At 60.9% G+C, this 25,352-nt stretch carries 28 protein-coding genes; 4 read left to right on the top strand and 24 right to left on the bottom strand.

The annotated features are described in order from the left end of the window. Nucleotides 1-11: 11 nt before the first annotated feature. From rplF to gltX, 21 genes are all read right to left on the bottom strand, one after another. On the bottom strand, nt 12-557 hold the full coding sequence (gene rplF, locus ACYQ2I_RS04065) for a 50S ribosomal protein L6 (protein WP_460165714.1): 546 nt from the start codon (nt 555-557) through the stop codon (nt 12-14). Between the two features lie 50 nt (nt 558-607). Continuing rightward, nucleotides 608-1,003 carry a 30S ribosomal protein S8 gene (gene rpsH, locus ACYQ2I_RS04060; RefSeq protein WP_460165713.1) on the bottom strand — a complete coding sequence of 132 codons (396 nt, stop codon included), beginning with the start codon at nt 1,001-1,003 and terminating at the stop codon, nt 608-610. Between the two features lie 17 nt (nt 1,004-1,020). Continuing rightward, nucleotides 1,021-1,206 carry a type Z 30S ribosomal protein S14 gene (locus ACYQ2I_RS04055; RefSeq protein ID WP_460165712.1) on the bottom strand — a complete coding sequence of 62 codons (186 nt, stop codon included), beginning with the start codon at nt 1,204-1,206 and terminating at the stop codon, nt 1,021-1,023. A 42-nt stretch (nt 1,207-1,248) separates the two neighbouring features. Next, a complete protein-coding gene (gene rplE / locus ACYQ2I_RS04050; RefSeq protein ID WP_460165711.1) occupies nt 1,249-1,797 on the bottom strand; it encodes a 50S ribosomal protein L5 in 549 nt (182 codons plus the stop codon). A 33-nt stretch (nt 1,798-1,830) separates the two neighbouring features. After that, nucleotides 1,831-2,163 (bottom strand): 50S ribosomal protein L24, encoded by a 333-nt coding sequence (rplX, locus tag ACYQ2I_RS04045; RefSeq protein WP_460165710.1) that lies wholly within the window; start codon nt 2,161-2,163, stop codon nt 1,831-1,833. Beyond that, nucleotides 2,163-2,531, bottom strand: coding sequence for a 50S ribosomal protein L14 (rplN, locus tag ACYQ2I_RS04040; protein WP_460165709.1), 369 nt, complete (start codon nt 2,529-2,531; stop codon nt 2,163-2,165). Before rplN ends, rplX begins: the two co-directional genes overlap by 1 nt. 97 nt (nt 2,532-2,628) lie before the next feature. Further along, nucleotides 2,629-2,925, bottom strand: coding sequence for a 30S ribosomal protein S17 (gene rpsQ / locus ACYQ2I_RS04035; protein WP_460165708.1), 297 nt, complete (start codon nt 2,923-2,925; stop codon nt 2,629-2,631). Nucleotides 2,926-3,001: 76 nt separating this feature from the next. Beyond that, nucleotides 3,002-3,223: a 50S ribosomal protein L29 gene (rpmC, locus tag ACYQ2I_RS04030; RefSeq protein WP_460165707.1), complete on the bottom strand. Its 222-nt coding sequence runs from the start codon at nt 3,221-3,223 to the stop codon at nt 3,002-3,004. 63 nt (nt 3,224-3,286) lie between these two features. Further along, a complete protein-coding gene (gene rplP / locus ACYQ2I_RS04025; RefSeq protein ID WP_460165706.1) occupies nt 3,287-3,694 on the bottom strand; it encodes a 50S ribosomal protein L16 in 408 nt (135 codons plus the stop codon). After that, nucleotides 3,642-4,358 carry a 30S ribosomal protein S3 gene (rpsC, locus tag ACYQ2I_RS04020; protein ID WP_460165705.1) on the bottom strand — a complete coding sequence of 239 codons (717 nt, stop codon included), beginning with the start codon at nt 4,356-4,358 and terminating at the stop codon, nt 3,642-3,644. Before rpsC ends, rplP begins: the two co-directional genes overlap by 53 nt. Before the next feature lie 55 nt (nt 4,359-4,413). Next, a complete protein-coding gene (gene rplV, locus ACYQ2I_RS04015; RefSeq protein WP_460165704.1) occupies nt 4,414-4,740 on the bottom strand; it encodes a 50S ribosomal protein L22 in 327 nt (108 codons plus the stop codon). Between the two features lie 57 nt (nt 4,741-4,797). Continuing rightward, nucleotides 4,798-5,067, bottom strand: a complete 270-nt coding sequence (rpsS, locus tag ACYQ2I_RS04010) for a 30S ribosomal protein S19 (protein WP_460165703.1) — start codon at nt 5,065-5,067, stop codon at nt 4,798-4,800. Between the two features lie 66 nt (nt 5,068-5,133). Next, nucleotides 5,134-5,988: a 50S ribosomal protein L2 gene (gene rplB, locus ACYQ2I_RS04005; RefSeq protein WP_460165702.1), complete on the bottom strand. Its 855-nt coding sequence runs from the start codon at nt 5,986-5,988 to the stop codon at nt 5,134-5,136. A gap of 60 nt (nt 5,989-6,048) precedes the next feature. After that, nucleotides 6,049-6,363, bottom strand: a complete 315-nt coding sequence (gene rplW, locus ACYQ2I_RS04000; protein WP_460165701.1) for a 50S ribosomal protein L23 — start codon at nt 6,361-6,363, stop codon at nt 6,049-6,051. An 85-nt stretch (nt 6,364-6,448) separates the two neighbouring features. After that, on the bottom strand, nt 6,449-7,093 hold the full coding sequence (gene rplD, locus ACYQ2I_RS03995; RefSeq protein ID WP_460165700.1) for a 50S ribosomal protein L4: 645 nt from the start codon (nt 7,091-7,093) through the stop codon (nt 6,449-6,451). Between the two features lie 63 nt (nt 7,094-7,156). Next, nucleotides 7,157-7,825 (bottom strand): 50S ribosomal protein L3, encoded by a 669-nt coding sequence (gene rplC / locus ACYQ2I_RS03990; protein ID WP_460168398.1) that lies wholly within the window; start codon nt 7,823-7,825, stop codon nt 7,157-7,159. 162 nt (nt 7,826-7,987) lie between these two features. After that, entirely contained in the window at nt 7,988-8,311 is a 324-nt protein-coding gene (gene rpsJ, locus ACYQ2I_RS03985) for a 30S ribosomal protein S10 (RefSeq protein WP_460165699.1), read from the bottom strand. A gap of 420 nt (nt 8,312-8,731) precedes the next feature. Next, the gene (locus ACYQ2I_RS03980; protein ID WP_460165698.1) at nt 8,732-10,183 is read right to left on the bottom strand and encodes a POT family MFS transporter; all 1,452 of its coding nucleotides are present in this window, start codon (nt 10,181-10,183) and stop codon (nt 8,732-8,734) included. 180 nt (nt 10,184-10,363) lie between these two features. Then, a complete protein-coding gene (locus tag ACYQ2I_RS03975) occupies nt 10,364-11,266 on the bottom strand; it encodes a PfkB family carbohydrate kinase (RefSeq protein ID WP_460165697.1) in 903 nt (300 codons plus the stop codon). A gap of 76 nt (nt 11,267-11,342) precedes the next feature. Continuing rightward, a complete protein-coding gene (locus ACYQ2I_RS03970; RefSeq protein WP_460165696.1) occupies nt 11,343-13,079 on the bottom strand; it encodes a glutamine--tRNA ligase/YqeY domain fusion protein in 1,737 nt (578 codons plus the stop codon). 91 nt (nt 13,080-13,170) lie between these two features. After that, nucleotides 13,171-14,760 carry a glutamate--tRNA ligase gene (gltX, locus tag ACYQ2I_RS03965; RefSeq protein WP_460165695.1) on the bottom strand — a complete coding sequence of 530 codons (1,590 nt, stop codon included), beginning with the start codon at nt 14,758-14,760 and terminating at the stop codon, nt 13,171-13,173. Between the two features lie 540 nt (nt 14,761-15,300). Here gltX and ACYQ2I_RS03960 point away from each other — a divergent pair. Together ACYQ2I_RS03960 and hepB are read left to right on the top strand one after the other, a co-directional pair. After that, on the top strand, nt 15,301-16,401 hold the full coding sequence (locus ACYQ2I_RS03960; protein ID WP_460165694.1) for an NAD-dependent epimerase/dehydratase family protein: 1,101 nt from the start codon (nt 15,301-15,303) through the stop codon (nt 16,399-16,401). A gap of 207 nt (nt 16,402-16,608) precedes the next feature. Further along, a complete protein-coding gene (hepB, locus tag ACYQ2I_RS03955; RefSeq protein ID WP_460165693.1) occupies nt 16,609-18,948 on the top strand; it encodes a heparin/heparin-sulfate lyase HepB in 2,340 nt (779 codons plus the stop codon). A gap of 128 nt (nt 18,949-19,076) precedes the next feature. Here the strand turns inward: hepB and ACYQ2I_RS03950 are convergent, their stop codons facing one another. From ACYQ2I_RS03950 to ACYQ2I_RS03940, 3 genes are all read right to left on the bottom strand, one after another. Further along, the gene (locus ACYQ2I_RS03950) at nt 19,077-19,763 is read right to left on the bottom strand and encodes a PEP-CTERM sorting domain-containing protein (RefSeq protein ID WP_460165692.1); all 687 of its coding nucleotides are present in this window, start codon (nt 19,761-19,763) and stop codon (nt 19,077-19,079) included. 274 nt (nt 19,764-20,037) lie between these two features. Next, nucleotides 20,038-21,690: a hypothetical protein gene (locus tag ACYQ2I_RS03945; protein WP_460165691.1), complete on the bottom strand. Its 1,653-nt coding sequence runs from the start codon at nt 21,688-21,690 to the stop codon at nt 20,038-20,040. Between the two features lie 27 nt (nt 21,691-21,717). Beyond that, complete coding sequence (locus ACYQ2I_RS03940; RefSeq protein WP_460165690.1) at nt 21,718-23,130, bottom strand: sigma-54 interaction domain-containing protein; 1,413 nt, start codon at nt 23,128-23,130, stop codon at nt 21,718-21,720. A gap of 382 nt (nt 23,131-23,512) precedes the next feature. Here ACYQ2I_RS03940 and ACYQ2I_RS03935 point away from each other — a divergent pair, with 382 nt between their 5' ends. Both ACYQ2I_RS03935 and lpxA read left to right on the top strand, forming a co-directional pair. Next, on the top strand, nt 23,513-24,040 hold the full coding sequence (locus ACYQ2I_RS03935) for a hypothetical protein (RefSeq protein ID WP_460165689.1): 528 nt from the start codon (nt 23,513-23,515) through the stop codon (nt 24,038-24,040). A gap of 340 nt (nt 24,041-24,380) precedes the next feature. Then, nucleotides 24,381-25,247 (top strand): acyl-ACP--UDP-N-acetylglucosamine O-acyltransferase, encoded by an 867-nt coding sequence (gene lpxA, locus ACYQ2I_RS03930; RefSeq protein WP_460165688.1) that lies wholly within the window; start codon nt 24,381-24,383, stop codon nt 25,245-25,247. Nucleotides 25,248-25,352: the final 105 nt, after the last annotated feature.

The following is a 25,352-nucleotide window of genomic DNA, read 5'->3' as shown; positions in this document are numbered from 1 at the left end:
GTGTCGAAGCGTTACTTCGTCACGGCCTTACCTTCCTTGCGACGGACGGCCTCGCCCTCGTAACGGATTCCCTTGCCCTTGTACGGCTCGGGCTTCCGCAGCGATCGGACGTACGCCGCGAAGTGGTTGACTTTTTGCTTGTCGGCCCCCTTGATGCTCACATGCTGCTGATCGGGGCACGTGACTTCCAACCCTTCGGGAATCGGGACTTGAAGCTCGTTCGCGAATCCGACCCGAAGTTGCAACGTCCCCTGCTGCACGGCCGCCAAATACCCGACCCCGACGATCTCGAGCCGTTTCTCGTATCCTTGCGTGACGCCGGTGACCATGTTTTGGATCAGCGCTCGCGTGGTCCCGTGCATCGCCCGCGCGTGCCGAGATTCATCGACACGATCCACTAGGATTTGCGACGCTTCGGCATCGTAGGTCACCGTCACGACGGGCAAGGTCTCAAGCTCCAACTTGCCCTTGGGGCCTTCCACTCGCACGTGACGGCCGTCGACCTCGACCTTGACGCCCTGAGGGACAACGACCGGTTTCTTGCCTGTCCGCGACATCTCTCGTCTCGCTTGCGTTCACTCGCTGATTCGATATCCGACGCCGTCGATCACCACACCTCGCAGAGCACTTCGCCGCCGATGTTGCGCTGCCGCGCTTCGCGGTCGCTCAGCACGCCTCGACTCGTGCTCAAGATGCAGATCCCCAAGCCGTTCAAGACGGGCTTCAGTTGCGTGGCCCGCGAGTAGACTCGGCGTCCCGGCTTGCTGATTCGCCGCAGGTGGCGAATCACCTGCTCGCCATTGGGCCCATATTTCAGGTGGATGCGCAGGAGCTTGGCGGGCTGGGCGTCAACTTCTTCCCAATCCCAAATGTACCCTTCCCGCTTCAACACCTCGGCCAGGCCTTTCTTGACCTTGGACGCGGGCATATCCACGTAGGGACGCTCCACGCGCACCGCGTTTCGAATACGGGTCAACATGTCGGCGATGGGGTCGGTCATCATGGTCGTATCTGTTCCCTCTACCAACTCGCCTTTCTGACACCGGGGATCAACCCCTGGTCCGCCAATTTCCGAAAGCAAATGCGGCAAATGCCGAACTTTCGGTATACCGCACGCGGCCGCCCGCAAATCCGGCACCGCCGTTCGCGACGCGTGGAGAATTTCGGCGGGCGCAACGCCTTGGCGATCTTCGACTTACTTGCCATGAACTCGTTCCTCGTCTTTCGCGACTCGAGGTCGTCGTCCCTTTAGTTGTCTCGCCGAAACGGCATGCCGAAGGCCTTCAGCAACTCGCGACCTTCCTCATCCGTCTTCGCTGTCGTATTGATGCAAATGTTCATTCCCTGCGAGCGGGAGTAGCGGTCGGGATCCAGCTCCGGGAATACCAACTGCTCGCTAAGCCCCAGGCTGAAGTTTCCATGCCCGTCGAAGGCATTCGGATTCACCCCGCGAAAGTCACGCACACGCGGCAGAGCGATCGAAATCAGCCGATCCAAAAACTCGTACATCCGCGCGCCGCGGAGGGTCACCTTGCAGCCGACGGCCATGCCTTCACGCAGTCGGAAGCCGGCGATCGACTTCCTGGCCCGCGTCACCACCGGCTTCTGTCCGGTGATCAACGACAGCGCCTCGACCGCCTCATCCAGGTACTTCTTTTCTTTCAGCGCCTCGCCGACCCCCATGTTCACGACGATCTTTTCCAACCGCGGAACGGCCAGTCGGTTCTTGCGGCCGAGTTTTTCCGCAAGGGCCGGCAGGATTTCCTGTTCGTATTGTTCCAACAATCGAGGCTTCATGGTTCACACTTCCGAATGAGCTCGTGGCGATGCCTATTTTTTCTTAGCCGGAGCGATTTCGCCGATGTTGGCATCGCATTTCTTGCAAACCCGCACCTTGCTGCCGTCGTCCAACCGCCGCGCGCCGACCCGTGTCGCCTGCCCGCACGCCGGGCAAACCAGCGCCACCTTCGACATCGCGATCGGCAGCTCCTTCGACAGCCGGCCTTGCGGATTCTTCATCGAGCGACGGACGTGCTTGATCGCCGTATTCACGCCTTCGACGACGATCCGCCCTTTGCGTCGATCGACGCGGACGACTCGACCGCGTGCCCCGCGATCGTCGCCGCTGAGGACCTCAACCGTATCATCAACCTTGATTCGCATCAGATCACCTCGCTTGCGAGGCTAACGATTTTCATGAAACGCCGATCCCGCAACTCGCGGGCGACCGCCCCGAAAATACGGGTTCCACGCGGCTCGCCGTTGTTGTCGACGATGACCGCCGCGTTGCTGTCGAAGCGGACATAGCTGCCGTCCGGTCGCCGCACGGGCTTTTTCGTCCGAACGATCACCGCCCGCACAACGGTGCCCTTTTTCAAGTTGCTACCCGGAATGGCGCTTTTGACACTGCACACAATAATATCGCCGAGCGTCGCGTACCGTTTCCGACTACCGCCGAGGACCTTGATACACATCAGTTCTCGGGCGCCGGTGTTGTCGGCAACGTCAAGTCGCGTCTGCATCTGGATCATGACTGGCACCCACGTCGTTTTTGGTTTCTACCGCGCCCGCCGTGCTGCGACCGGCGGTTTCGTGTTCGCTCGTCTTCGTCCCCTGCTCGCGGTCAGGTCACTCCCCGTCCGCACCTTCGGCAGCCTCGACCGCTTCGGCAGGGCCGACTTCGTTCGCTCGACGCACGATCCGCACCAGCCGCCACCGCTTCGTCTTCGACAGCGGCCGCGACTCGATGATTTCGACGGTATCGCCTTCTTGCGATTCGTCGTTCTCGTCGTGCACGTAACAGATCGTCCGGCGCCGAACGTACTTCCCGTACCGCCGGTGCTTCACCAGCCGTTCGATTTCCACACGGCGGGTCTTGGGCGTCTTGGCCCGGGTAACGATCCCGACTTCGACTCGTTTCGGCATGACTCGCACCTTATCTGATCGGACGGCTTGACGGCCCCTCGATCGTCACTCGAACGGCTCGCCGCCTTCCCCTTGTTCACGCTGTCTGTTGCTGTTCGCTCGCCTGCGCCGCCCTTGCACGTTCTCCCTGGATCGTCTTGATCCGAGCGATCAGGCGTCTGGCTTTTCGGATTTCGCTCGGCGCGTCGGTTCGCTCGGTTTGCGACTGCACGCGCAACCGGAACAACGTCTCCTGCGTCTCTCGCAGCGTCAACTGAAGCTGCTCGTCGCTCATTTCCCGAAGTTCTTTGGCTTTCATGGCGTTTCTCTCCGGCACTCCGACGAATTCGAACCGGGCCGAATCCGTCCGCCGCAAGGCAGGCTACATCGGGTTTCTTTTCACGAACCGCACTCGCACGGGCATCTTATGCGCCAACCGGGCGAAGCAGATCTTTGCAGCTTCTTCCGTCAATCCGCCGACCTCGTAAAGGATCGTTCCGGGCTTGACCACTGCGGCCCAGTAGTCCGGCTCCCCTTTACCTTTACCCATTCGCGTTTCCAGCGGAATCGACGTCACGGGCTTATCGGGGAAGATCCGAATGTACAGGCGTCCTTCGCCGCGGACATACTGCTGCGCCGCGATACGCCCGGCTTCGATGGTGGCTGCGCTGATCCAGCCGCCCTGCACCGCCTGCAAGCCGTATTCGCCGAAAATCACGCGGTTCCCGCGCGTCGCCTTACCTTTTATACGACCTCTTTGGCTTTTTCGATGCTTTACCCGTTTGGGCATTAAGGCCATCGTCGTCGTCCTCGTTAAACATACCTAGGTTGATCCAAACCTGAACACCGATCTGCCCTTGCGGGATGCGTGCTTCGGTGAAGCCGTAATCGATGTTCGCCCGCAACGTCGACAGCGGAATCGAACCGGCGATTTGTTTCTCGCGACGGGACATTTCGGCGCCGCCGAGGCGTCCCGAAAGCTGGATCTTGATCCCTTTCGCGCCGGCCTCCATCGTGCTTTCCATCGCCCGCTTCATCGTGCGTCGAAAACCGGCACGACGCGAAAGCTGCTCGGCGATGTCTTCGGCAACGAGCTGCGCCACCAACTCTGGCCGACTGATTTCTTCGATCTTGATATTGATCCGCCGCCCGGTCAGGGCTTGCAGTTCATTTTGCAGTTCTTCGACGCGTTCCCCTTTCCGCCCGATGAGCAGGCCCGGCCGTCCCGAGAACAAAATCACGCGGACTTCGTCGTGCGTCCGCTCGATCTCGATCTTGGCGATCATCGGGTACATCGGACGCCCCGAACGATCCTTACGATTCTTGATGAATTCGCGGATCTTGTAGTCTTCCACGAGCAGGTCGGCAAAGTCGCGTTTCGAGGCGTACCAGCGACTTTTCCAACCAATCATCGTGCCCGTTCGGAACGCGATCGGATTGACTTTTTGACCCATGAGTATCGATCTCTCTTTTCACCACGGGGCCGCGGCGACAACGACGGTCCGGTTCCTACTCCAATTCCACGCTGATGTGCGACATCCGTTTGAGGATGATATTCGCCATGCCTCGCGAGCGGGGCCGAAGGCGCTTGAAGCGGGGCCCCTCGTCCACCCGCACGTCCCTGAGGTATAGCCCTTCGGGCTCCATCTCCCCGGCTTCGGCCGCGTTGGCCATCGCGCTGCGGATGACTTTTTCCAGCATCCGCGCCCCGCGTTGCGGCTGATACCGAAGAATCTCCAAGGCTTCGTCCGCGAACTTCCCTCGCACCAGGTCCGCCACGAGGCGAGCCTTCCGCGGACTGATCTTCGCAAATCGGTGAGTTGCCTTGTAAGCCATGACTCGTATTCCCTCGACCAACGAAGCCGGACCTGCGATGGTTTCCGACCCGCCGCTTTATCGTTTCCCCTTACCGCCGTGCCCACGGAAAATACGGGTAGGTGCGAACTCGCCGAGCCGATGGCCGACCATCTCTTCGGTCACGAACACCTTCACGTGCGTCTTCCCGTTGTGCACCAGGAACGTGTGACCGACGAATTCCGGCACGATCGTGCAAGCACGTGCCCACGTCTTGATGGGCTCCTTTCGCCCCGACTCGTTCAAGGCCTCGACCTTCATGTACAGCTTCGGATCGACGAACGGCCCTTTTTTCAGCGAGCGTCCCATGGCAATCTCTGTCGTGTGGGTTCTCTACGTTTTCGAATCGACCTGCCGAGCAACGCGCCCGATCGATCACAGAGGCAGCTGACCGTACCGCTTCGACCGACGTCGGCGAATGATCGCCCGGTTCGAAGCCTTCCGTCGCTTGCGTGTACGTCCGCCCTTGGTCGGCTTACCGGTCGGCGACACCGGATGTCGGCCACCCTTTGTTCGGCCTTCGCCACCGCCGTGCGGGTGATCGATGGGGTTCATCGCCGTACCCCGGACGTGAGGCCGTCGCCCCATCCACCGCCGTCGGCCGGCCTTACCTAACTTCACGGCACCATGATCCGAGTTCCCGACGGCCCCGATCGTCGCCCGGCACTTTGCCGGAACACGTCGGATCTCGCCGCTGGGCAAGTTGATCTGGGCCCAGTCCGCATCGCGGGCGGCCAACACGGCGCCCGTCCCGGCAGCCCGACACAATGCGGCCCCTTTCCCGGGCTGCATCTCAATCGCATGAATCGTGGTCCCAAGCGGAATCTCACTCAGCGGAAGGCAATTGCCCACCGCCGGCGGCGCACCGGTCCCGCTGAGCACCGTGTCGCCGGCACTCAGGCCCTTGGGCGCCAGAATGTAACGCTTCTCGCCATCGGCATACTTCAAAAGGGCGATATGGGCGCTTCGGTTCGGATCGTATTGGATCGAGTCGACCTTGGCCGGAATTCCGTCTTTGTTTCGCTTGAAGTCGATCAAGCGGTACAACTTTCGATGACCGCCGCCGCGATGACGACACGTGATGATCCCCTGGTTGTTCCGGCCGCCCTTTCGCGGAAGCCGTACCAGCAGCGACTTTTCAGGCTCGGCGCCGGGGGTCAGTTCGGCAAAGTCGTTGACCGTCGCGTGCCGCCTACCCGGCGAAGTCGGTTTCAAACGGCGAATACCCATGTCGTTTGCCTTTGCTTCACGTTGTCTCGCGGGAGGTTGATGTCCGTCCGGCCGCCTCGATTAGAAGAAGTCGATCCGATATTCGGGATCCAACGTGACGATCGCCTTCTTCCAGGCCTTCGTATACCCGAAGTTGTACCGAACCCGACGCGGTTTGCCCTTGCGATTCTGCGTGTTCACGCGAATCACCTTGACGTCGAACAATTCTTCCACCGCGCGTCGGATATCGGCCTTGGTCGCCTTCGGGTTGACCGCGAACGTGTATTGATTCAGCCGCTCGGCCTTGTGGTAACCCTTTTCGGTCACCAACGGCCGCAGGATCACCTGATAAGGTTCCAGGTCCGTCAATTGAGGCTCGGGTGTAACGCGTCGCATGACGCCGCTCTCCTCAGGAATCTATTCGAATTCGATCGAGGCCGCCGCCCCTTTGCCGTCTTCTCGAACAGTCGCGATCCTTCTCTCAGGCAACCGACTCGGCCGCCTTCACGCGCTCACGCAAGGCATCCATCGTCGCCTTCGTCATGATCACACGCCGAGGACGCAAAATTGCGTAGGCATTCAAATCGCTGATCGGCAGCACCTCGGCCTTCGCAATGTTCCGCACGCTCTTGTATACATTGACGTCATACTCGGCCGTGGCGACCAACACGCCCTTGCCCTCCAAGCCGAGCTTTTCGAGCAACTTCCCGACGACGCGTGTCTTCGGCGATTCCATTTCGAGTTCGTCGAGCAGGATCACCTCCTCATCGGCGATCCGCGAGGCCATCGCCATCCGGGTCGCCAACCGGAGCGCCTTGCGAGGCAACCGATACCCCCAATCCCGCGGCCGCTTCGGATGCGCTCGTCCACCGCCGCGCCGAATGTTCGTTCGTCGCGCACCCATCCGGGCGTTACCGGTCCCTTTTTGCCGGTACAACTTGCGGGTCGAGCCGGCCACCTCGGAACGCGATTTATTCTTCGCCGTCCCCTGGCGCCGATTCGCCAAATACATGACGACGGCATCGTGCAGGAGCTGCTTGCTGATCCGATCCGCGAATTCACTCGGATCGACCTCGTAGGCCCCGACTTGCTCACCTTGGCGATTGTAAACCGGCAGGCTAGCCATGCTGCTCACACTTTCTTGCAATCACTGTCAAAGGAACCGCGAACACCTCCGCCACCCCGGCCACTAGGCTTTCGGGGCGGGAAGTTTGTTCGTCGGCCGGATGACGACCAGACCGCCGTTGGGGCCGGGAACCGCCCCACGGACGATCAGCAGATTGTTCTCTTTGTCGATACGCACAAGGCGAATATTCCGAATCGTGCACCGCGCGGCACCGTAGTGCCCGGCCATCCGTCGCCCCTTTTCGATACGGCTGGGATAGGCACTCTGACCGGTACCACCGGGATGACGATGAACCTTCTTCACACCGTGGCTTGCGCGCTGACCGGCAAAGTTGTGCCGCTTCATCACGCCAGCGAAGCCCCGCCCTTTGCTCGTACCAGTGACATCGACCGAGAGCACGCCTTCGAAGACGTCGACCGACAATACCTGGCCGACGGAGTACCCTTCGACGGGCACGCGGAACTCGCGGATATACCGCTGGGGCTCGCAATCCGCCTTGGGAAGAGGCTCGATACCGGCTGCGGCCCGAGCACGCTGGCGCTTGCTGTTGAGCTTGGCAACGTGACCCCGCTCGCTGCGGATGGCACGATGGCGCGGCTTATCGAGATACCCCAACTGCACCGCCTCATAGCCGTCGCGATCGACGGTCTTCAACTGCAACACCCGACAGGGCCCTGCTTGAATCACCGTCACAGGGACGGCTTCACCGTTTTCATCGAATACGGTGGTCATCCCGACTTTTCGGCCGAGCAATCCGATCGCCATCGTTCTTGCCTTCGTGTCACGTCGCCGCAAGGGATCGCTTGACGAGATCAAGGATTACCCTTGCAACTTCCAATTCATGTACCAGACCCCAATACAACCCGGCAGTCCGCCCCCGATCTGCTGAGTCGATCAGCGCGTCATCTTGATTTTGATATCGACACCCGCCGGAAGACTGAGCTTGTTCAACGCCTCGATCGTCTTCGCCGTAGCCTGGATGATATCGATCAAGCGGCGGTGTGTTCGGATCTCGAACTGCTGACGGGCCTTCTTGTCGATAAAGGGACTCGAAAGCACCGTGTAGCGCTCAATTCGAGTCGGCAAGGGAATCGGGCCGTGCACGATCGAGCCGGTACGTTTGACGGTGTCCACGATCTCCGCCGCACTTTGATCCAGCACGGCATGATCAAACGACTCCATCCGAATCCGAATGACTTCGCTGACTTGTCCCGACACGTGGACGCTCCTTTTCGCTCGATACGGCTTCGGCTTCCGACGCCCTTGTTGTCAAAGAAAGGCCCCAGTCGGCTGAGGCGAAAACCTAGATGTTAAGGCTTGGCCGACAGGCTGTCAAGCAGCGATGGAACCATTTCCCACCGCATTGCCGCATGCCGACGGTTTGCCCGAGACTGAACGACCCGTGACTTTTCCCGATTTGCCAAACCTTCGCCGATCACCCGTCTTGACAGGCGATTTTCGGCTCGTCGGCGTAGATTCGGGGTGACCGATCGCGCCCGAGGCCTCTCCGCTCATGCAGCGAGACTCATGATTCTGCCGGAAGCCTCTACACGTGCCAAGGGGGTGGGCTGCCGAAATTTCCGGAAAGATCCGGCCGTGTTCGCGCGCGGGGCCGAACCGGGACTCGTGACGCGCCGTTTAAGGCTCGTCGGTGTTCCCCGCGGCCTGGACTTCGTCGTCTTGCAAGTAGGTTCTCTCGGGGAATCGGTAGGCAATCGCCGAGAAGATCACCGCGACCAAGGTCATCGCCGCCACGAAGAACCACCAGTAGGTCGGACCTTCGAGCCAATGACCGCCCGATTCCTGGACCTTTTCGATCACGTAATTCACACCGGCGGCAAAACTGTTCCCCAAAGAGACCGACAGCAAATACAAGCCCATCACCAACGACTTCATCGACCGCGGCGCCTGCGTATACGCGAATTCGAGGCACGTGACCGAAACGAGCACTTCGGCGGCGGTCAACACGACGTAGGCGGCCCCCTGCCAGGCGATCGACGGCGTCAGGCGGGCGGCGATCAGATGCTCGGCAATCGCGACGACGACGAAACTGCCCGCCGCAACGTACATCCCCGTCGAAATCTTCCGTAACGGCGTCACCTGAACAAACCGCCCAACCAGTGGATATACGACCCAGTCAAAAAGGGGTATCAAGATCAAAATCAAGATCGGATTGAGCGCCTGAATTTGGGCGGGATGCAACTCGAACGCGGTGCGAGTGCCGTCGGCGGCCGTGTAATGAAACAGGGTCCGGTTCATGTGTTCGGCTTGAAGCACCCACGACGAGCCGGTCTGGTCGAAGAGCGCCCAAAACATAGCCACCGGCACGAAGATGAGCGTCAATCGTACCAAGGCCCCGATCCCCTCGCGGCTGAACGCCTCACGTAAAAACGTGGCACCGCCGGGCGGAATGTGCGCGAACTTCGCGCGGCCCATGAAGAACACCAAGGTGGCGATCGCCATCAAGATACCGGGAATACCGAAGGCCAAGCCGGGGCCTACGTTTTCCAACAGCCACGGGGTGGCCAACGACGAGGCGGCCGCTCCCACGTTGATCGCCATGTAGAACCAGCCGAAAATCCGCGACATCCAATGCCGGTTCTTGCGGCAAAACTGATCGCCCACATGGGCCGACACGCACGACTTGATGCCGCCCGAACCGATCGCGATCAAGGTAAGCCCCACGAACAAGCCCAGTCGTGCCTCGTTCCAGGCCAAAGCCGTGTGCCCGGCCACGTAGACGATCGAAAGCAACATGATCGTCCAGTACTTTCCGAGCACGATGTCGGCCAAGAGCGCCCCCAATATCGGGAAGAAATAGACCGCCGCATTAAAGGTGTGGTAAACGGCCTTCGCCTCTTCAGGCGACATCACCGCTCGATGCATCAACGAGGCGTCGAGCAAGTAGGTGGTCATGAAAGTGACCAGAATCGCCCGCATGCCGTAAAAGCTGAACCGCTCGGCCGCTTCGTTCCCGATGATGTACGGAATACCGGGCGGAAAGTGTTCGGTCTCGATCGGAGCTCGCGGATAACCGGGATCGACTTGACGCCTCCACCATTCGCGAGACAACCAGGCCGGTCGTTTCATGATCGATCCTCATGCTGGTGACAACGCGATGCTCCCGCGGGGTGCACCTTCCTCCGTCGAACCGGCCACAGGCCGGGTTCACCCTCCATCGAACACTCAGAAAGGGGGCATCGTACCGCGACGGGGTGCGTCGTGCAAATTGGTCGCCGATACGTTGTGACGAGGAAGGCGTCCGCCGCTTCAGAACGCGAGCATTTGTCGGTACGCCTCCATGCGACGCTCGATGTCCTCTCGGCGAATCTTCAGCAGCCGGTCGAGACTGAAATCCTCGACGGTGAAACTCGCCACGAGAATGCCGTAAGCCAAGGCTTTCTTGAGCGTCTGGGGCGAAAAATCGTTCTGCTCGGCCAGGTACCCCATCATGCCGCCGGCGAAGCTGTCGCCAGCACCGGTGGGATCGACGACGTCCTTGGTCGGATAGGCCGGAAGCACGTATTTTTCGTGCTTGCTGAAGAACATGGCGCCGTGCTCACCTTTTTTGACGACGACGAAGCTCGGCCCCATCCGGCAGATCGCTTCTCCCGCACGCACCAGATTGTCGTCTTCGGTCAGCAACTTGGCCTCCGAGTCGTTGAGCACGAGCCCGTCGATCCGTTGCATCAGCCGGCGAAGTTCGTCGGGCTCGGTGCGGATCCAAAGATCCATCGTATCGGCCACGACCAAGTTGGCACCGGTGCATTGCTCGAGTGCGGCAAGTTGGGTCTTGGTCGACCCGTTCGCCAAGAACAAGAAGGGACTGCGGCGACACGCCTCGGGCAATTCGGGTTTGAAGTCGCCCAACACGTTCAAGTGAACTTCGAGCGTTTCGCGATCGTTCATATTCGGCAGGTACTTGCCCCGCCACCGGAACGTCTTACCGCCGGGAACGACCTTCAGACCTGCCGTGTCGATCCCCCGATCGGCCAGCAGTTGTGTATGCTCGGAAGGCCAGTCTTCACCGACCACTCCCACGAGCCGAACCGATGTGAAATATCTTGCCGCGACCGAAAAATAGACGGCCGAACCGCCCAACACGTTTTCGCGAACCGCATGCGGTGTTTCCACGCTGTCGAGTGCGACGGAACCGACGACGACCAACGGCATTGGCTACCTCCGTTACCAGGTTCTTTCGGTTACGAGCCGTCGGAGGGGCCGCCCCCGACCGACGGCGTGTTTGCCACTATTTCTGTTGTCGTTTGGCGATCTTCGCCCACGTATCCCGCAGCGTGACCGTGCGATTGAACACCAACCGTTCCTCGGTGCTGTCGGGATCGACGCAAAAATACCCGAGTCGCTCGAATTGGAAACGATCACCGGCTTTCGCCGTCGCCAACGACGGCTCGAGCTTGGCGTGTTCGACGACTTCCAACGAATTCGGGTTCAAGTTGGCGGTCCAATCCTCACCTTCGGGTACATCGTCGGGATCGGGCTTGGTGAACAGGTGATCGTACAACCGAACCTCGGCATCCAGGGCATGTGCCGCCGAGACCCAGTGGATCGTCGCCTTCACCTTCCGTCCGTCGGGAGCATTTCCGCCCCGCGTTTGGGGATCGTAGGTCGCCCGCACCTCCACCACCTCGCCGGTTTCGGGATCCTTGACGACGTCGGTGCAACGGATGAAATACGCGTATCGCAAGCGGACTTCGCGGCCGGGTGCCAAGCGATAGTATTTCGGCGGCGGTTCTTCTCGAAAGTCGTCCTGCTCGATGTAGAGCACCTTCGAGAACGGCACCTTGCGCGTCCCGGCCGAAGGATCCTCGGGGTTGTTGACGGCTTCCATCTCTTCGACCAGGTCGTCGGGATAGTTTTCGATGACGACCTTCAGCGGCCGCAACACCCCCATCACCCGCGGGGCGCGCTTGTTCAAGTCTTCCCGCAAGCAATGTTCCAACAGCGCGATGTCGATGACGCCGTCGTATTTCGAGACGCCGATGCGGGCGCAGAAATTGCGGATCGCCTCGGGCGTGTAGCCGCGACGTCGCAACCCGCAAATGGTGGGCATCCGCGGATCATCCCACCCGCCGACATGCCCTTCCTTCACCAATTGCAGCAACCGCCGCTTGCTCATTACGGTGTAGGTCAGGTTGAGCCGGGCGAACTCGATTTGGCGCGGTGCGTAAATCCCCAGTTTTTCGATGAACCAGTCGTACAGCGGGCGATGGTTCTCGAATTCCAACGTGCAGATCGAATGCGTGATGCCCTCGATTGAATCGGACTGACCGTGCGTCCAATCGTAGGTGGGGTAAATACACCACTTATCGCCCGTGCGGTGATGCTCGGCATGAAGAATGCGATACATCACCGGATCCCGCATGTTCAAATTGGGATGAGCCATGTCGATCTTCGCCCGCAACGTCCGCGAACCGTCGGGAAATTCGCCCGCCCGCATACGGCGGAACAGATCGAGGTTCTCTTCGACCGATCGGTCGCGATAGGGGCTGTTCTTGCCCGGCTCGGTAAGCGTACCGCGGTACTCCCGAATTTCGTCGGGCGAAAGATCACACACGTAGGCCAAGCCCTTCTTGATGAGTTCTTCGGCCCACTCGTAAAGCTGATCGAAATAGTCCGACGCGAAATAACAGCGGTCGTCCCAATCGAAGCCCAACCAACGGACGTCTTCCTTGATCGACTCGACGTATTCGACGTCTTCCTTGGTCGGGTTCGTGTCGTCGAACCGCAGGTTGCACAATCCGCCGTAGTCGCGGGCGATGCCGAAATTCAAACAGATCGATTTCGCGTGCCCGATGTGCAGATAACCGTTCGGCTCGGGCGGAAATCGTGTGTGCACGCGATCGTAGCGGCCGGTCTTCAGATCTTCGTTGATTTGCTCGCGAATGAAATCGACCGAGCCTTCCTTGCCGCCTTCGGCCGGCGTCTTCGCCGCAGGATTGCCGTCGCTCGGATTGCGTTCCGTCATGATCTGTTCCCTCGGGAATCGATAATCGTCGCCGGTTCGTTACCGGTTGAACGTCACCGCCAATGAAGATTACGAAGTGCCGGGTTGCGTGTCACGCCTCGCTCGACACATCGGCCAAAAAGGTTTCGATCGTGCGGTCGATGCGCCGTACGACCGAGTCCCGACCGAGCACGGCCATGGTCTCGAAGAGGCCCAACCCGACGGCCTTTCCCGTCACCGCAATGCGCACCGGATGAACGATTTGCCCCATGCCGAGCCCCTCTCGATCACCGAAAGCGTGCATCATCGCATCGAGCGAGGGAGCATCGAACGGCTCGATTTCGAGCAGCTCGGCACGAATTCCCTGCAACACGCGCAAGGCCGTTGCCGGATCCTTCAACAACCGTTTCTTGACATCCTTTTCGACATACGGCATCGCATCGTCGGGGGTGAAAAACTCGTCGAAGTTGAGGATGTCACCGGCCGTTCGGATGCGGTCGCCGGCAGCCTCGACGATCGCTCTCACTTTCGCCCGCGCGGCGTCGTCGACCGGTTCGGTAACCCACCCTGCCCCCACGAGATAGGGTAGCGCCAGCGCGACCTTTTCGTCGAGCGGCACTTCCCGCATGTGATGCTCCTGGAACGCCGACAACTTCTTCGGATCGAACGAGGCCGGCGCCTTGTTCACCCGCTCGAGCGAGAAATGCCGGATCAACTCCTCGACGGTGAAATGCTCGGTACGATCGTCGAGCGACCAGCCCAACAAGGCCAGGTAATTCAAGATCGCCTGCGGCAAGTATCCGACCGTTCGATAGAAATCGACGATCACCGGGTTGAACACGTCATCGTCGACGGGATGCCCGATCCGCTCGGCAATGCGTTTGCCGTGCTCGACCAGTTGGGCAAAATCCCGGTTCTTCAAGTATTTGGCCAGCTTGCGCTTGCTCAGCTTGGTCTTGCTCCCCGGTTCGGCCACGAAGGGCAAATGCGCAAACTGCGGAAGTTCATACCCGAGCGACTGCAAAATGAACACCTGCCGAGGGGTGTTCGAAAGATGCTCTTCCGCCCGAATCACGTGCGTAATGCCCATCGCGTGGTCGTCGACGGCGCTGGTCAGGTGGTACAAGCACGATCCGTCGGCACGCTGAATGACATGATCCTGCTCGCGAGCCCACTCGAATTCAACGCGGCCGCGGATCAAATCGTCGATCACCAATGTTCCCTCGCGGGGCATCTTCAGACGCACGACGGCTTTTCGGCCTTCGGCCTGGAATCGGGCGTCGTCTTCGGGCGTCTCCGCCATGAACCGGCGACTGTAAACGAACGGCCGTTTTTCAGCCAAAGCGGCCTCGCGCTCGGCCTGGATCTCTTCCGGTGTCGCGTAGTCGCGATAGGCCTTCCCCTCGGCCAGTAACCGTTCGACCGCCTCGCGATACAGCTCGCTTCGCTGCGACTGAAAATAAGGCGCACACGGACCGCCGACCTCGGGGCCCTCATCCCAGTCGATTCCCAGCCAACGCAAACCGTCGAGAATCGGCTTCAGCGCCGCCTCGACGTTGCGTTGCTGATCGGTATCGTCGATTCGAAGAATGAACTCACCGCCGTGGTGTCGCGCGAAAAGCCAACAAAACAGGGCTGTACGCCCCCCCCCAATATGCAGATAACCCGTCGGACTGGGTGCAAACCGTGTGCGAACTTTCATGAATCCTCGTCTCGTTAGTCACCAACAGGGCATCTTTGGTCGACAACCGAACCGCGTTGCTGTGTCGCTTTCTCCCGCTGAACGGTTGGCTATTTCACCCAAAAACCGCAAACAACCCACATTTCCGTGGCCATCAGTCGGAAAGCGGGTACAATAGGGAAAAATCCTTCCAAATCCCTCAAAAGCGGGCAAGGTTCTTGCCGCAAGCGTGCCGATCATGCCACTACCCGCACGGCGGTGTGCGTTTGCGGCGAGCGTGAGGCCGCCAGGATCCGCAAACTCCACGCGATCGACAACTCCTACGTAAAGATACCGAAGGACTGTCGCCTCCGCTACGGCAACACGCTGTCGGACCGGCGCGAATCCCTCCAACCCCGGGGATTGCGGCGGATTGTCCGATGAAGTGTTCCACCGCCCGCGTGAACCGATCGCGCCTGCCTGTAACCGGCCGTGCCTCGCATGCATCGAACGCACCAGCGAGCCCGGCAAGCACGTTGGATGACCCGAGAGCCCACCCGTTTCCAAAAGCGGAGTACTCCCATGGCACGTGTTTTCCTCACCGGCGGCACCGGATTCATCGGCTTTCACCTGGTCCGTGCCCTGAGTGAAGCGGGGCACTCGATTGCGTGCCTGGTTCGATCCACCTCGCGAATTCAGCCGTTGAAGCGGTTTCAACCCGAGTTCGTCGAAGCCGATCTTTTCGATGTCGAGGCGTTGCACCGGGCCATCGACGGCTGCGACGTCGTTTTCCATCTGGCCGGCACGACCAAGGCCCTCAAGCGTGAAACCTATTTTCGGGTGAACGGCGACGGCTCGCGCGCGATTGCGGAAGCCTGCGCTCGTTGTGCCGAACCGCCTCGGCTGATCTCCCTCTCGTCACTGGCAGCCGCCGGTCCCGCCACTCCGGATCACCCGCGCACCGAAGACCAACCCGCGCAGCCGATTTCGGTGTACGGAAAGAGCAAGCGGGCGGGCGAACTGGAGCTGGAAAAATTCGCCGATCGCGTTCCTATCACGATCCTCCGTCCGGCGATCGTCTTCGGCCCCTGGGACAAAGACTGCCTCCAGATGTTCCAGCCGATCTACAACACCGGCATCCACATGGTTCCCGGCCTCAAGCCGCGTTATTACTCGCTGGTGTACGTGGAAGACTTGATTCCCGCGATTTTGGCGGCGGTCGACAAAGGCGAACATCTGCCTGCCGATTCCGATGCCCCACCGGGCCAAGGTTATTACTTCATTGCCGGTGACGAGTGCCCCAGCTACGCCGAATTGGGCCGCATGATGGGGCGAGCATTGGGCCGCCGCCGGACGCTGATCATTCCCGCGGGCGTCGTCGGTACTTGGATCGCCGCCGCAGGCGCCGAATTGATTGCCCAGCTTCGCGGCCGTCCGCTGGCGCTGCACTTGGACAAGGCCCGCGAAGCCCTTGCCCCTTCGTGGGTGTGCTCGGCCGAAAAGGCCAAGCGCGATCTCGGTTTCTCGCCGCGCGCCTCGCTTGATGAGCGTCTGCGTCAAACGGCAGAATGGTATCGTGAACGCCGCTGGCTGCGGGGCAAGATCGCCGATCGGGAAGGCTGGGCCCGCGACTCGTTCGTTCGGCGCCGACGCACAACCGGGGCATCGCTTCCCGCCCGCTGATCGTACACCCGACTTCCCGGCCCTCCGCGTTATCGCTTGCAGGCGGCATCGTCTGCGCTTCGCCGCTTGGAAATTCTAGACGCGGACTTTCCGGCGGCGTAAGCTACAGGCCGTATTGCGGTCGATTTCGGCCTGCTCGGCCGCGGTTTGCCGCTTCGGCCGGAGTCGGCCCACCCCCAGGATGCCCGCCTACTTGCGAGGTGCCGCATGTTTGCCGCGAGTTCCTTCACCCCACGTTTTTCGACATGGCGTCAATCTTTCGGCCCGGCGTTGACGATCGCCGTGTCGATGGTCGCCGCGGGTTATCTCGGTACAGTGACTGCCGCACCGAGCGAGCCGTCGCCTTCGGCTTGGATGGAAATCGACGAGGTGCGGATTCCCCGGCCGCCGGCCGCACACCCGCGACTGTTCATCACCGCCGACGACGTCCCCTCGCTGGCCGAGCGGGTTGCGCACCCGCAGGTTCGCCCCTTTCGGGAGCGTTGGAAAACGCTGAAAGACGAAAATCCCTATCTTGCCGTCGAATGGGATGCGCTCGATTACCTGATCAACCCGAATCCCGCGGCGGGGAAGGCCCTGATTGCCCGCACAATCGCCGCCTTGAAGCGTGCCGAACTTCCCGATCGGCAGGATGCCTGCCGCGTAACCGGCCGGATCATGGTAACCGGGGCAATCGTCTACGACTGGCTCTATCCCTTGCTGACCGAAGAAGACAAACAAGCGATCATTCGGGAACTCGTGCGTCTGGCGGGCACGCTGGAGTGCGGGTATCCGCCGGTCCGCCAAGGCTCGATCACCGGCCACGCCTCCGAAGCCCAGATCATGCGCGACCTGTTGTCGGCGGGCATCGCCATCTACGACGAGTATCCCGAAATGTACCGCTTAGCGGCGGTTCGACTCTTCCGCGAACACATCCCGGCGAGAAATTGGTTCTATCCCGGGCATGCGTATCACCAAGGCGATTCGTACAGTTGCTATCGCTACGGCTGGGACCTGTTCCCCTTGTTCATCTTCAGCCGCTGGGGAATCGACAACATCTACTCGCCCGAACAACGCTGGGTACCCTATCACTGGATCTACGCGACTCGCCCCGACGGCCAGCGGTTGCGGGCGGGCGACACGTATTGCCACTCGACGCGACTCGGCGAGCCCTGGCCTGTCGGCCCCGGCGCTTTGCTGGCGGCAAGCTACTACCACGACGGGCGGCTATGGTCGCACTTCCTGACGCACCAGGGGCTCCGCGATCCAGAGCTGATCTTCGCCGTTCTGTGGACCGATTTGAACCTGAAACCGGAACCGATCGCCGATCTTCCCTTGTCGCGATACTTCGGCTCACCGTTCGGCTGGATGATCGCCCGCACGTCGTGGGGCGACGACGCCGCAATCTGCGAAATGAAACTGAACGAGTACAACTTTTGCAATCATCAACCTCTCGATGCCGGCGCGTTTCAGCTCTACTACCGGGGTAGTTTGGCCTTGGATTCGGGACTGTATCACGGGTCCGACGGAGGTTACGGCAGCGACCATTGCCGTAACTACCAGTGGCGAACCATCGCCCACAACTGCCTGCTGATTTACGACCCCAATGAAGAATTCGGCCGCGGCTACGGCAACGACGGCGGCCAGCGTCTGCCCAACGGACGCCGCGAACCGCACGATTTGGCCGTGCTCCTGGACCCGGCCAACGGGTACCGAACGGCCGACATCCTCGCTCACGGCTTCGGGCCCGATTCCCATTCTCCCGACTACACGTTGCTTGAAGGCGACCTCACGCCGGCCTACTCGGCCCACAAGGTCGAACGTGTTCTTCGCTCGTTCGTTTTCTTGAACTTGCACCGTGAACATCTGCCGGGCGTGCTGATCGTGTCGGACCGCGTCGCCGCCAAGAGCGCCGCATACCGGCCCATCTGGCTGCTCCACTCACAGGAAGAACCGACGATTGCGCAATCGGCCGGAAAGCCGACCGCCGTCGTCGACCGGACGGAACACGGTGCGGCCGGCCGCCTGATTCTCGATGTCGTGCAACCCGCAAATGCCCGGCTCGACAAGGTGGGCGGCCCCGGCAAAGAGTTCTGGGTGTTCGGCAAGAACTACCCGAATGAACCGAGCGCGTCTCTCATCGAACGCGGCTCCGCCGAATTGGGGCGTTGGCGGTTGGAGCTTTCGCCTCACGTCCCCCAGGAAGAAACGCGGTTCCTGACCGTCATGCAACTCACCGACCGCACGTCACCCGAACGGCTTCACGTCGAGGCTGCGTCGGCCCCGCACCACCACGGCTGCATCCTTGCGGACGAAAAGGCATTTTGGGCCGTCTTCTTTGCAAACGATCCGCGGGAAGCGGTCGGCGAACCGTTCGCCGTCGATCTCCTCGGTCGCGGAACCGGCCATATCCTGGTCGCCGGATTGGCCGCAGGCCCCTGGAAGGCGATCCATGAAAGCGGTCAGGAAACCTCCGTCGAGGTCGCCGCCGACGATCGGACCGCATGGTTCGAAGGTCCGGCGGGCCGTTGGCGTCTCTTCCCCGCCAGGGCGGCCGAGACCCGATAGCCCCCTGCCGAAAATCTCGTCAACCGGTCCAAGAAACCGAAAACCGCCGGAGGCTATCCGGCGGCTTGGTTCGACGCCCGCGGTCGTCGAACGTGTTTCACTGTGATTGTGTCGGACGGCTTCGCGATTCACGCGTGGTTACGGCGGCGACGCCATACGACGCACCCGATCCCGGCCAGGCCGCCGCCGAACAGCAACGTCAACACCCCCGGTTCCGGAACCGGCTCGGTGCTGAACCCGAGATTGTCGAGCAGAATATCGTGGTCCATCACCCCGGCCACATATTTTCCGCTGGCGATCACGTACTTGATTTGCGGCGTCGGGCAAATGATAGTGGCCGTCTCGACATCGTCGTTCATCGCAATGCTCACGTCGACGGTCTTCACGAGATTCCAATCGGCGTCGTACGCCTCCAGGAAACCGATTTCATCGGACTTCGGCCCCCCCGAAAAATCGTTTCGCAGAAAATCGAGCGAGACGAATGCGACGGGAGAATCGAATTCGGCCTGGAACTTCGCCCACTTCCCGCGCCATGCCACCTTGTACGGCACGTTCGCGCCTTTGCTGTGCCAACCGAAGAAATGATTCGACGCAGGGTAGTGCCCCTTATCGTCGATCAAGGCGTACACCGTGTCGGGATTAGGGGGGGTTTGCGTCGTCGCCCCCAAGATCGCCTTAAAGGTGACGCCCGGTGCGGTGATCGGATCCTGAATAGCGTAGGTGTCGGGATCGACCCAAGTAATAGCCGCCCTCGCAGGATGGCCGAACGCAAACGCCAACGCAGTCGCCGCGATCAACGTAAACAGATGTTTCATCACAGGAGCCCCGTCAAAAAGGATTGTGCCTCATCTCATTCCGCGAAGTCGGCCGGCTCCACAAAACCGGCGATATCGCACCACCTCTTCCAGCTTCCCATCATAACCAACACTCTCCAAACGTCAAAATGGAAAACATGCGCATATTGGAACACATAGCAAGGACAGGCCAAATGAACCCCCAAAAAGAACCACACGCCACGAAAGTTTGCCTACACCGCCCCCCCTCTAAAGAGCCAGAAAACACGCCAAGATTTGCCGACCGCGGTGGAAATCAAGGAGTCTCGTCGACCGCGTTACGTTTTCCTAAGACGAGGGCCTGCTCGTCGCGGTAAACGACACGCCAACGACCGCTCGGCAAGCCCAGCAAACGATCGGCGAGCCGCCGGTGCCGGGCGAGATCGAGGACGACGTACCGCACGCGATAGCTTTCGAGCGCCGCCTCGCAACCGGGATCGCCCCGCTCCAGGGCCAAGTAGGCCAGCCACAACGGCTCGGGCGTCATGTGGACATGAGAATGTACGAGCGGCTCCATGCGTCCGTGACAGATCCACAGCAGATAATCCGCCCAATCGACCGGCGCAAAGAAGCGACCGCGAAGCTCCCGGTCGGAGACAAATTTCCCGACACGAAGCGGAGTATTTTTCGAAAAGACGGCTTTTGGTTCCGCAGACGTCCATAACGTCCGCGTCACCGGCGACCACAACGCGACAACCACCACCGACACCGCAACGACGGCCCATCCCCGCCCCTTCGAGGTACGCGCCGCAGAGGCCGATTGTGCTTTCGGCGTGTTCCCGCTCCGGCTGCCGCAAGCCTCCCATACAAAGGCGATCGCCACGGGCCACACCAGCGTCCACCACGCGTACATCCGCAGCGCCGAAACGGTCGCAAGCCCCAAGACGGGCAGCATCCAAAGGTATCTCGCCGGCGGCAAACAACGCCCGATGCGCACCGGCCGGCGGCTGTCGGACCGGCGTGCTGCAGCCGCGCCGATCACGCTCATGACGCTCAGCAACACCGAGATTACGAACGCGATGCCGGAAAAGCTCGCGATCGACAACGGCTGCCACTCGGCGATCGCCGCAAGATTTCGGTTTTGCCCGAAGCCCAAGACCGTGGGCCAAATGGACACGCCCATCGGATGGCAACACACGGCCGCACCGCAGGTAAGCCCCGCTATTGCGTACCGTCGCAAAAGAACGGTTCGATTCAGCGTGTCGCCGTGAGGCGTCGACTTCTCATTCGCCACCCGCGTCCGGACAAACCATGCAACCGCTTGGGCCCAGCAGGCCGCCCCCAACACGCCCAAACCGATCGGAAACGAACCGTGCAGGTTTGCCCACAACATGAACAACAAAGGCAACCAGAAGAGCGGCCGATTCGAACGGCGCAACGACTCGACGGCCAAGAGCGTGGCCGCCGTGCCGACCATCCCGAACAATTGCGGACGGATCGTCCCGATCACCGGCAAGCTCATGAGCACGAATGCGCCGCCTGCCGCAGCAGCGGTTCCCCAACGCCCGCCGCCGACGCGAACCGCGGCGATCAACAGCCCGGTCGTCAGCGCGACCAGCAGGGCATGCCCCGCCCGCAGGCCCATCGGACCGAACAGGCCGTAGACCACATACCCTAGAACCTGGGCGAGCCAAGGGATGTTCGCAAACGGTGCGTCCGGAAGCAAAAACGATCGAAAAGGATCGGCCTGCGGTAAGCGTCCGTGTTCGACGATCCAACGTCCGAAAGCCAGATGTCCCCAAAGGTCGGTGTGATTCAGGGGAAACAAGCTACCGACGAACCACGCGGCCAAGATGACGACGATCGCCGCCGCCTTTCCCGTTTCCAACGCGGGCAACCACCCCAAGGAAACCACGGGGCGGAGTTCGACGTTTTTGTCGCGGATCGTGCGGACGGTGCGGGCGCTCACGGCGTTCGCTCTCGATCGGGTCGTCGCTCAGTCGCGGGAGCGTCCGGCTCGCTTGCGGCCGGTCACCATGCCGTACTTTTTCATCTTGTGGTACAAGGTGACGCGGCTGATCCCCAGTTCTCTGGCCGTCTCGGCGCGGTGGTAGCCATGGCGCCGGAGCGCCTCTTCGATGATCAGTCGTTCGACCTCGTCCACGCGTTCTTCCAACGTCTTTCCGGGAGACGTGATCGGGTCGCCCGCCGCCGTCGGCGCACCTTCGCCGCCTTGCCGCACAAAACTAGGCAAATCGGCCAATCGCAGCACGCCGTCACGGCAGTACAGCACCGCCCGCCGAATCACGTTTTCCAGCTCGCGAATGTTTCCCGGCCAACGATATTGCTTCAGCGCCGCCAATACCTCGGGATCGATGCGATCCAGCGGAATCCTCAGGTTGCGGGCATGATCCAGAGCGAACTTGCGGGTCAAGAATTCGATGTCGGCCGGCCGTTCGCGCAGGGGGGGCAGGTGAAAACTCAACATGTTGAGCCGGTAGTACAAGTCCATGCGGAACTTACCTTCGCTCACCAGGCGATCGAGGTCGATATTCGAGGCGACGATCAACCGCGCCGACGAACGCCGTGTCTCGTTGCTGCCGACCGGCTCGTATTCTCCGGTCTCGATCACCCGCAACAGTTTGGCTTGCTGGTCCGGCGTGAGCACGTCGATTTCGTCGAGCAACAGCGTTCCCTTATCGGCTGCGGCAAACTTGCCGGGCTTGTCGGAGTCGGCCCCGGTGAACGCGCCTTTGACGTAGCCGAACAACTCACTTTCGATCAAGTCGGGCGGCAGGGCACCGCACGCCACCGTCAAACAACGTTCGCCCGCTCGGGGCGAAAGCTCGTGAATCATGCGTGCCAGATAAGTTTTCCCCGACCCCGTCTCGCCGATCAACAACACGGTCACGTCGTGCGCCGCCGCCACGTGCAACTCGTCGAGAATTTCGAACATCGACGGCGTGAAGGTAATCAGCGTGCGAGTTTGCCCGTATAAGGCACGGTGGGCGTGGCGCCGACAATAAGCTGCCAATTCGGCTTCCAACAGCGAACCCGTTTCGAGCACGCCGGCAAGGCGTTCGACATCCGCAGGTAATACGAAACAGTCGTGCAGCATAGCCGCGGCGCGGTCTTGGAGTGCTTGCGGTGCGCGGCCGTCGATCACGCCGAACACCGGAGCCGTTTCGGCCAGTTCCCGCAGCTTACGAAAGAAAGCCTCGGGCGAATGGCCGTTGAGCGACTCGGGACAAACGTGTGCGATCGCCGCGCGATATTCGCCCGCGTGGGCATCGAGTTCCCGATCGTCCAACGATCGGGTGATCGTCACGTGAAACCGCTCGCCGAGGCGGTTTCGCACCTGTTCGCCCAGATGAGGATCCGATGTTACGACGAGAACTTTCGCGGTCATGGAAGCAACCTCGACGGTGTATCCGCTCGAAGAAAAGCCCCCGAAAAGAGGGGATATTGTTTCGGAATCGAAATCGACCGGTCGTCCGAACGGCTCCGGTCTAGAGAAAAGCAACGCAACCCGGTGTCTAGGGTTGCAAAGTCTTATCAACACAACCCAAGCTAGTTAAAAACCCTAAATTTACAAGCCAAATCCACCGCACGCCCCTTCTTGCGAGGGAGAAACCGCCCGAAAACACAACAGTTTGGGCAAGAGATAACGATTCTCTCAGCCGATCTGGACCTTGGTCGTCTCCATACCGATCCAGACTTTGAGACGATGTTGCCGCGTTGCGCGGCCTCCTCGCCAGTTGTGTCAATTCAAGTTGCAAGGAACGGACACCATGCAAGCCGCGTTTTGCGTGCTCTTCGCTGTGGTCGGAATTCAAGGCGATACCGCGGCGGCCGTCGTCGTCCCGGAACCGCTACCTGCCGAGGCAACCGTCAGCCCGGCCCCGGTCGTCGGCGAACCCTGCCAGACGTGCGGTGCGTCCGCGGGACATTGCGGACACCACAAGGCGACCGCGACCGGTAAAGGCTGGTTCGGCGATTGGTTCGGGCCGATGCCGCAAACGTGCTATCAGCCGCGTTTTGGTTGCTATCCGGGCAATCCGCGAACGATTCATCGCTACCCGGCCTTCCACGGCACCTACTATCGTGCCCCGTACAACTACCGGCAGTACATGGACTACCCGTGGTTCGCAACACCGCACGAGCCGGTGGGCTATTTCGGGGGTGGTGCCGCCGGAAACGTGATCCCCGGCGAGGAGATGGTCGTCGAAGGCCCGACGCCGCAGCCGACGCCGGCTCCGCAGCCGTTGCCGCAAGAATTGCCCGTGGAACCGGCCCCCACCCCGGCCCCGGCACAATAGGCCCCCACATACACCGACAAATCATCCTTCGACGAACCGTCACGTTCGTTTTACATCCCTTTTTTCCGGCGGATGGCGTGCCATCCGCTTTTTTTTCGTCCGGTTCGAGGCCCTCTTGGCTGAGCGTGCGAGCGTGACCGCGTTTCCCCAAAACCGCTATTGTTGAAAAAACCGCAAAAAGCCAATAATCCGACAAAGGCTCCGCAACCGATAGAACCTATCGGACGTTAGCCGACACGCGTCGGGCCTTGTTTCCAGCAGGATGCTGCGAGACACGGCAAAACCCCTACGCATCTCTTCGTTCAACCAAGTGGGTAACCCCACGGAAAGGGAATGTGCCGTGAAGATTCACCCGCAAGCCGTTGTCAGTTCGTTGGCCTGCCTCGGCGACGATGTCGAAGTCGGGCCGTTCAGCGTCATCGAGTCGGACGTCGTCATCGGCGACCGCTGTCGGATCGAAGGCCGCGTCACGATCAAGCGGGGCACGGTCATCGGGAACGACAATTACATCTGCGAGGGGACGGTCATCGGCGGTCTGCCGCAACACGTCTCCATTCCTGAATCGCCCGGCCGCGTCGTCATCGGCGACGGCAATGTGATCCGCGAAAACGTTACCATCCACCGGGCACTGGATACAGACAACGATACGACCATCGGTGACAACAACCTTGTGATGGTCAACGCGCACGTGGCGCACGATTGCCGCGTCGGCAACAACGTTATCATCGTCAACAATGCGATGCTGGGCGGTCACGTGGTCGTCGGCGACCGAGCCTACATCTCCGGCGCCGTCGCGATTCATCAGTTCTGCCGGGTGGGGGCGTTCGCCATGGTCGGCGGCCAGGCCCATCTCACCCGCGACGTGCCGCCCTACGTGACCGTCGACGGCCTGAGCAGTCACGTGGTGGGCCTGAACCAGATCGGCCTGCGGCGTGCAGGTTTCCGTTCTCCCGAGCTGGCCGAGCTTAAGAAAGCCTATCGGCTGATCTATCGATCGGGACTTCGCTGGAACGAGTTGCTCGACACATTGCGCGACGAATTTCCCGAAGGCCCGGCTGCTTTGTTCCATCAATTCTTGGCAACGACGACACGCGGTATCGTGCCGGAACGGCGTCTCCCGCCGGGAGCCACGCTGAAAATTTGCCGCCGCGAAGGCGACGAAGCGACAGAAACCGGTCGCGACGACTGGGAAGCCCAAACGGGTTGATCCCGGTCATACTTCTCGGTGGTCCCTGTCGCATCAGTCGAGAGCGGGAAACGGCAGTCTGCGCGACGGCGCACGACGACAGCCGGTCGGCTTTGCAGATTGCGC

Source organism: Thermostilla marina, from assembly GCF_054657455.1.
This window is presented reverse-complemented; position numbering and strand designations above follow the sequence as displayed.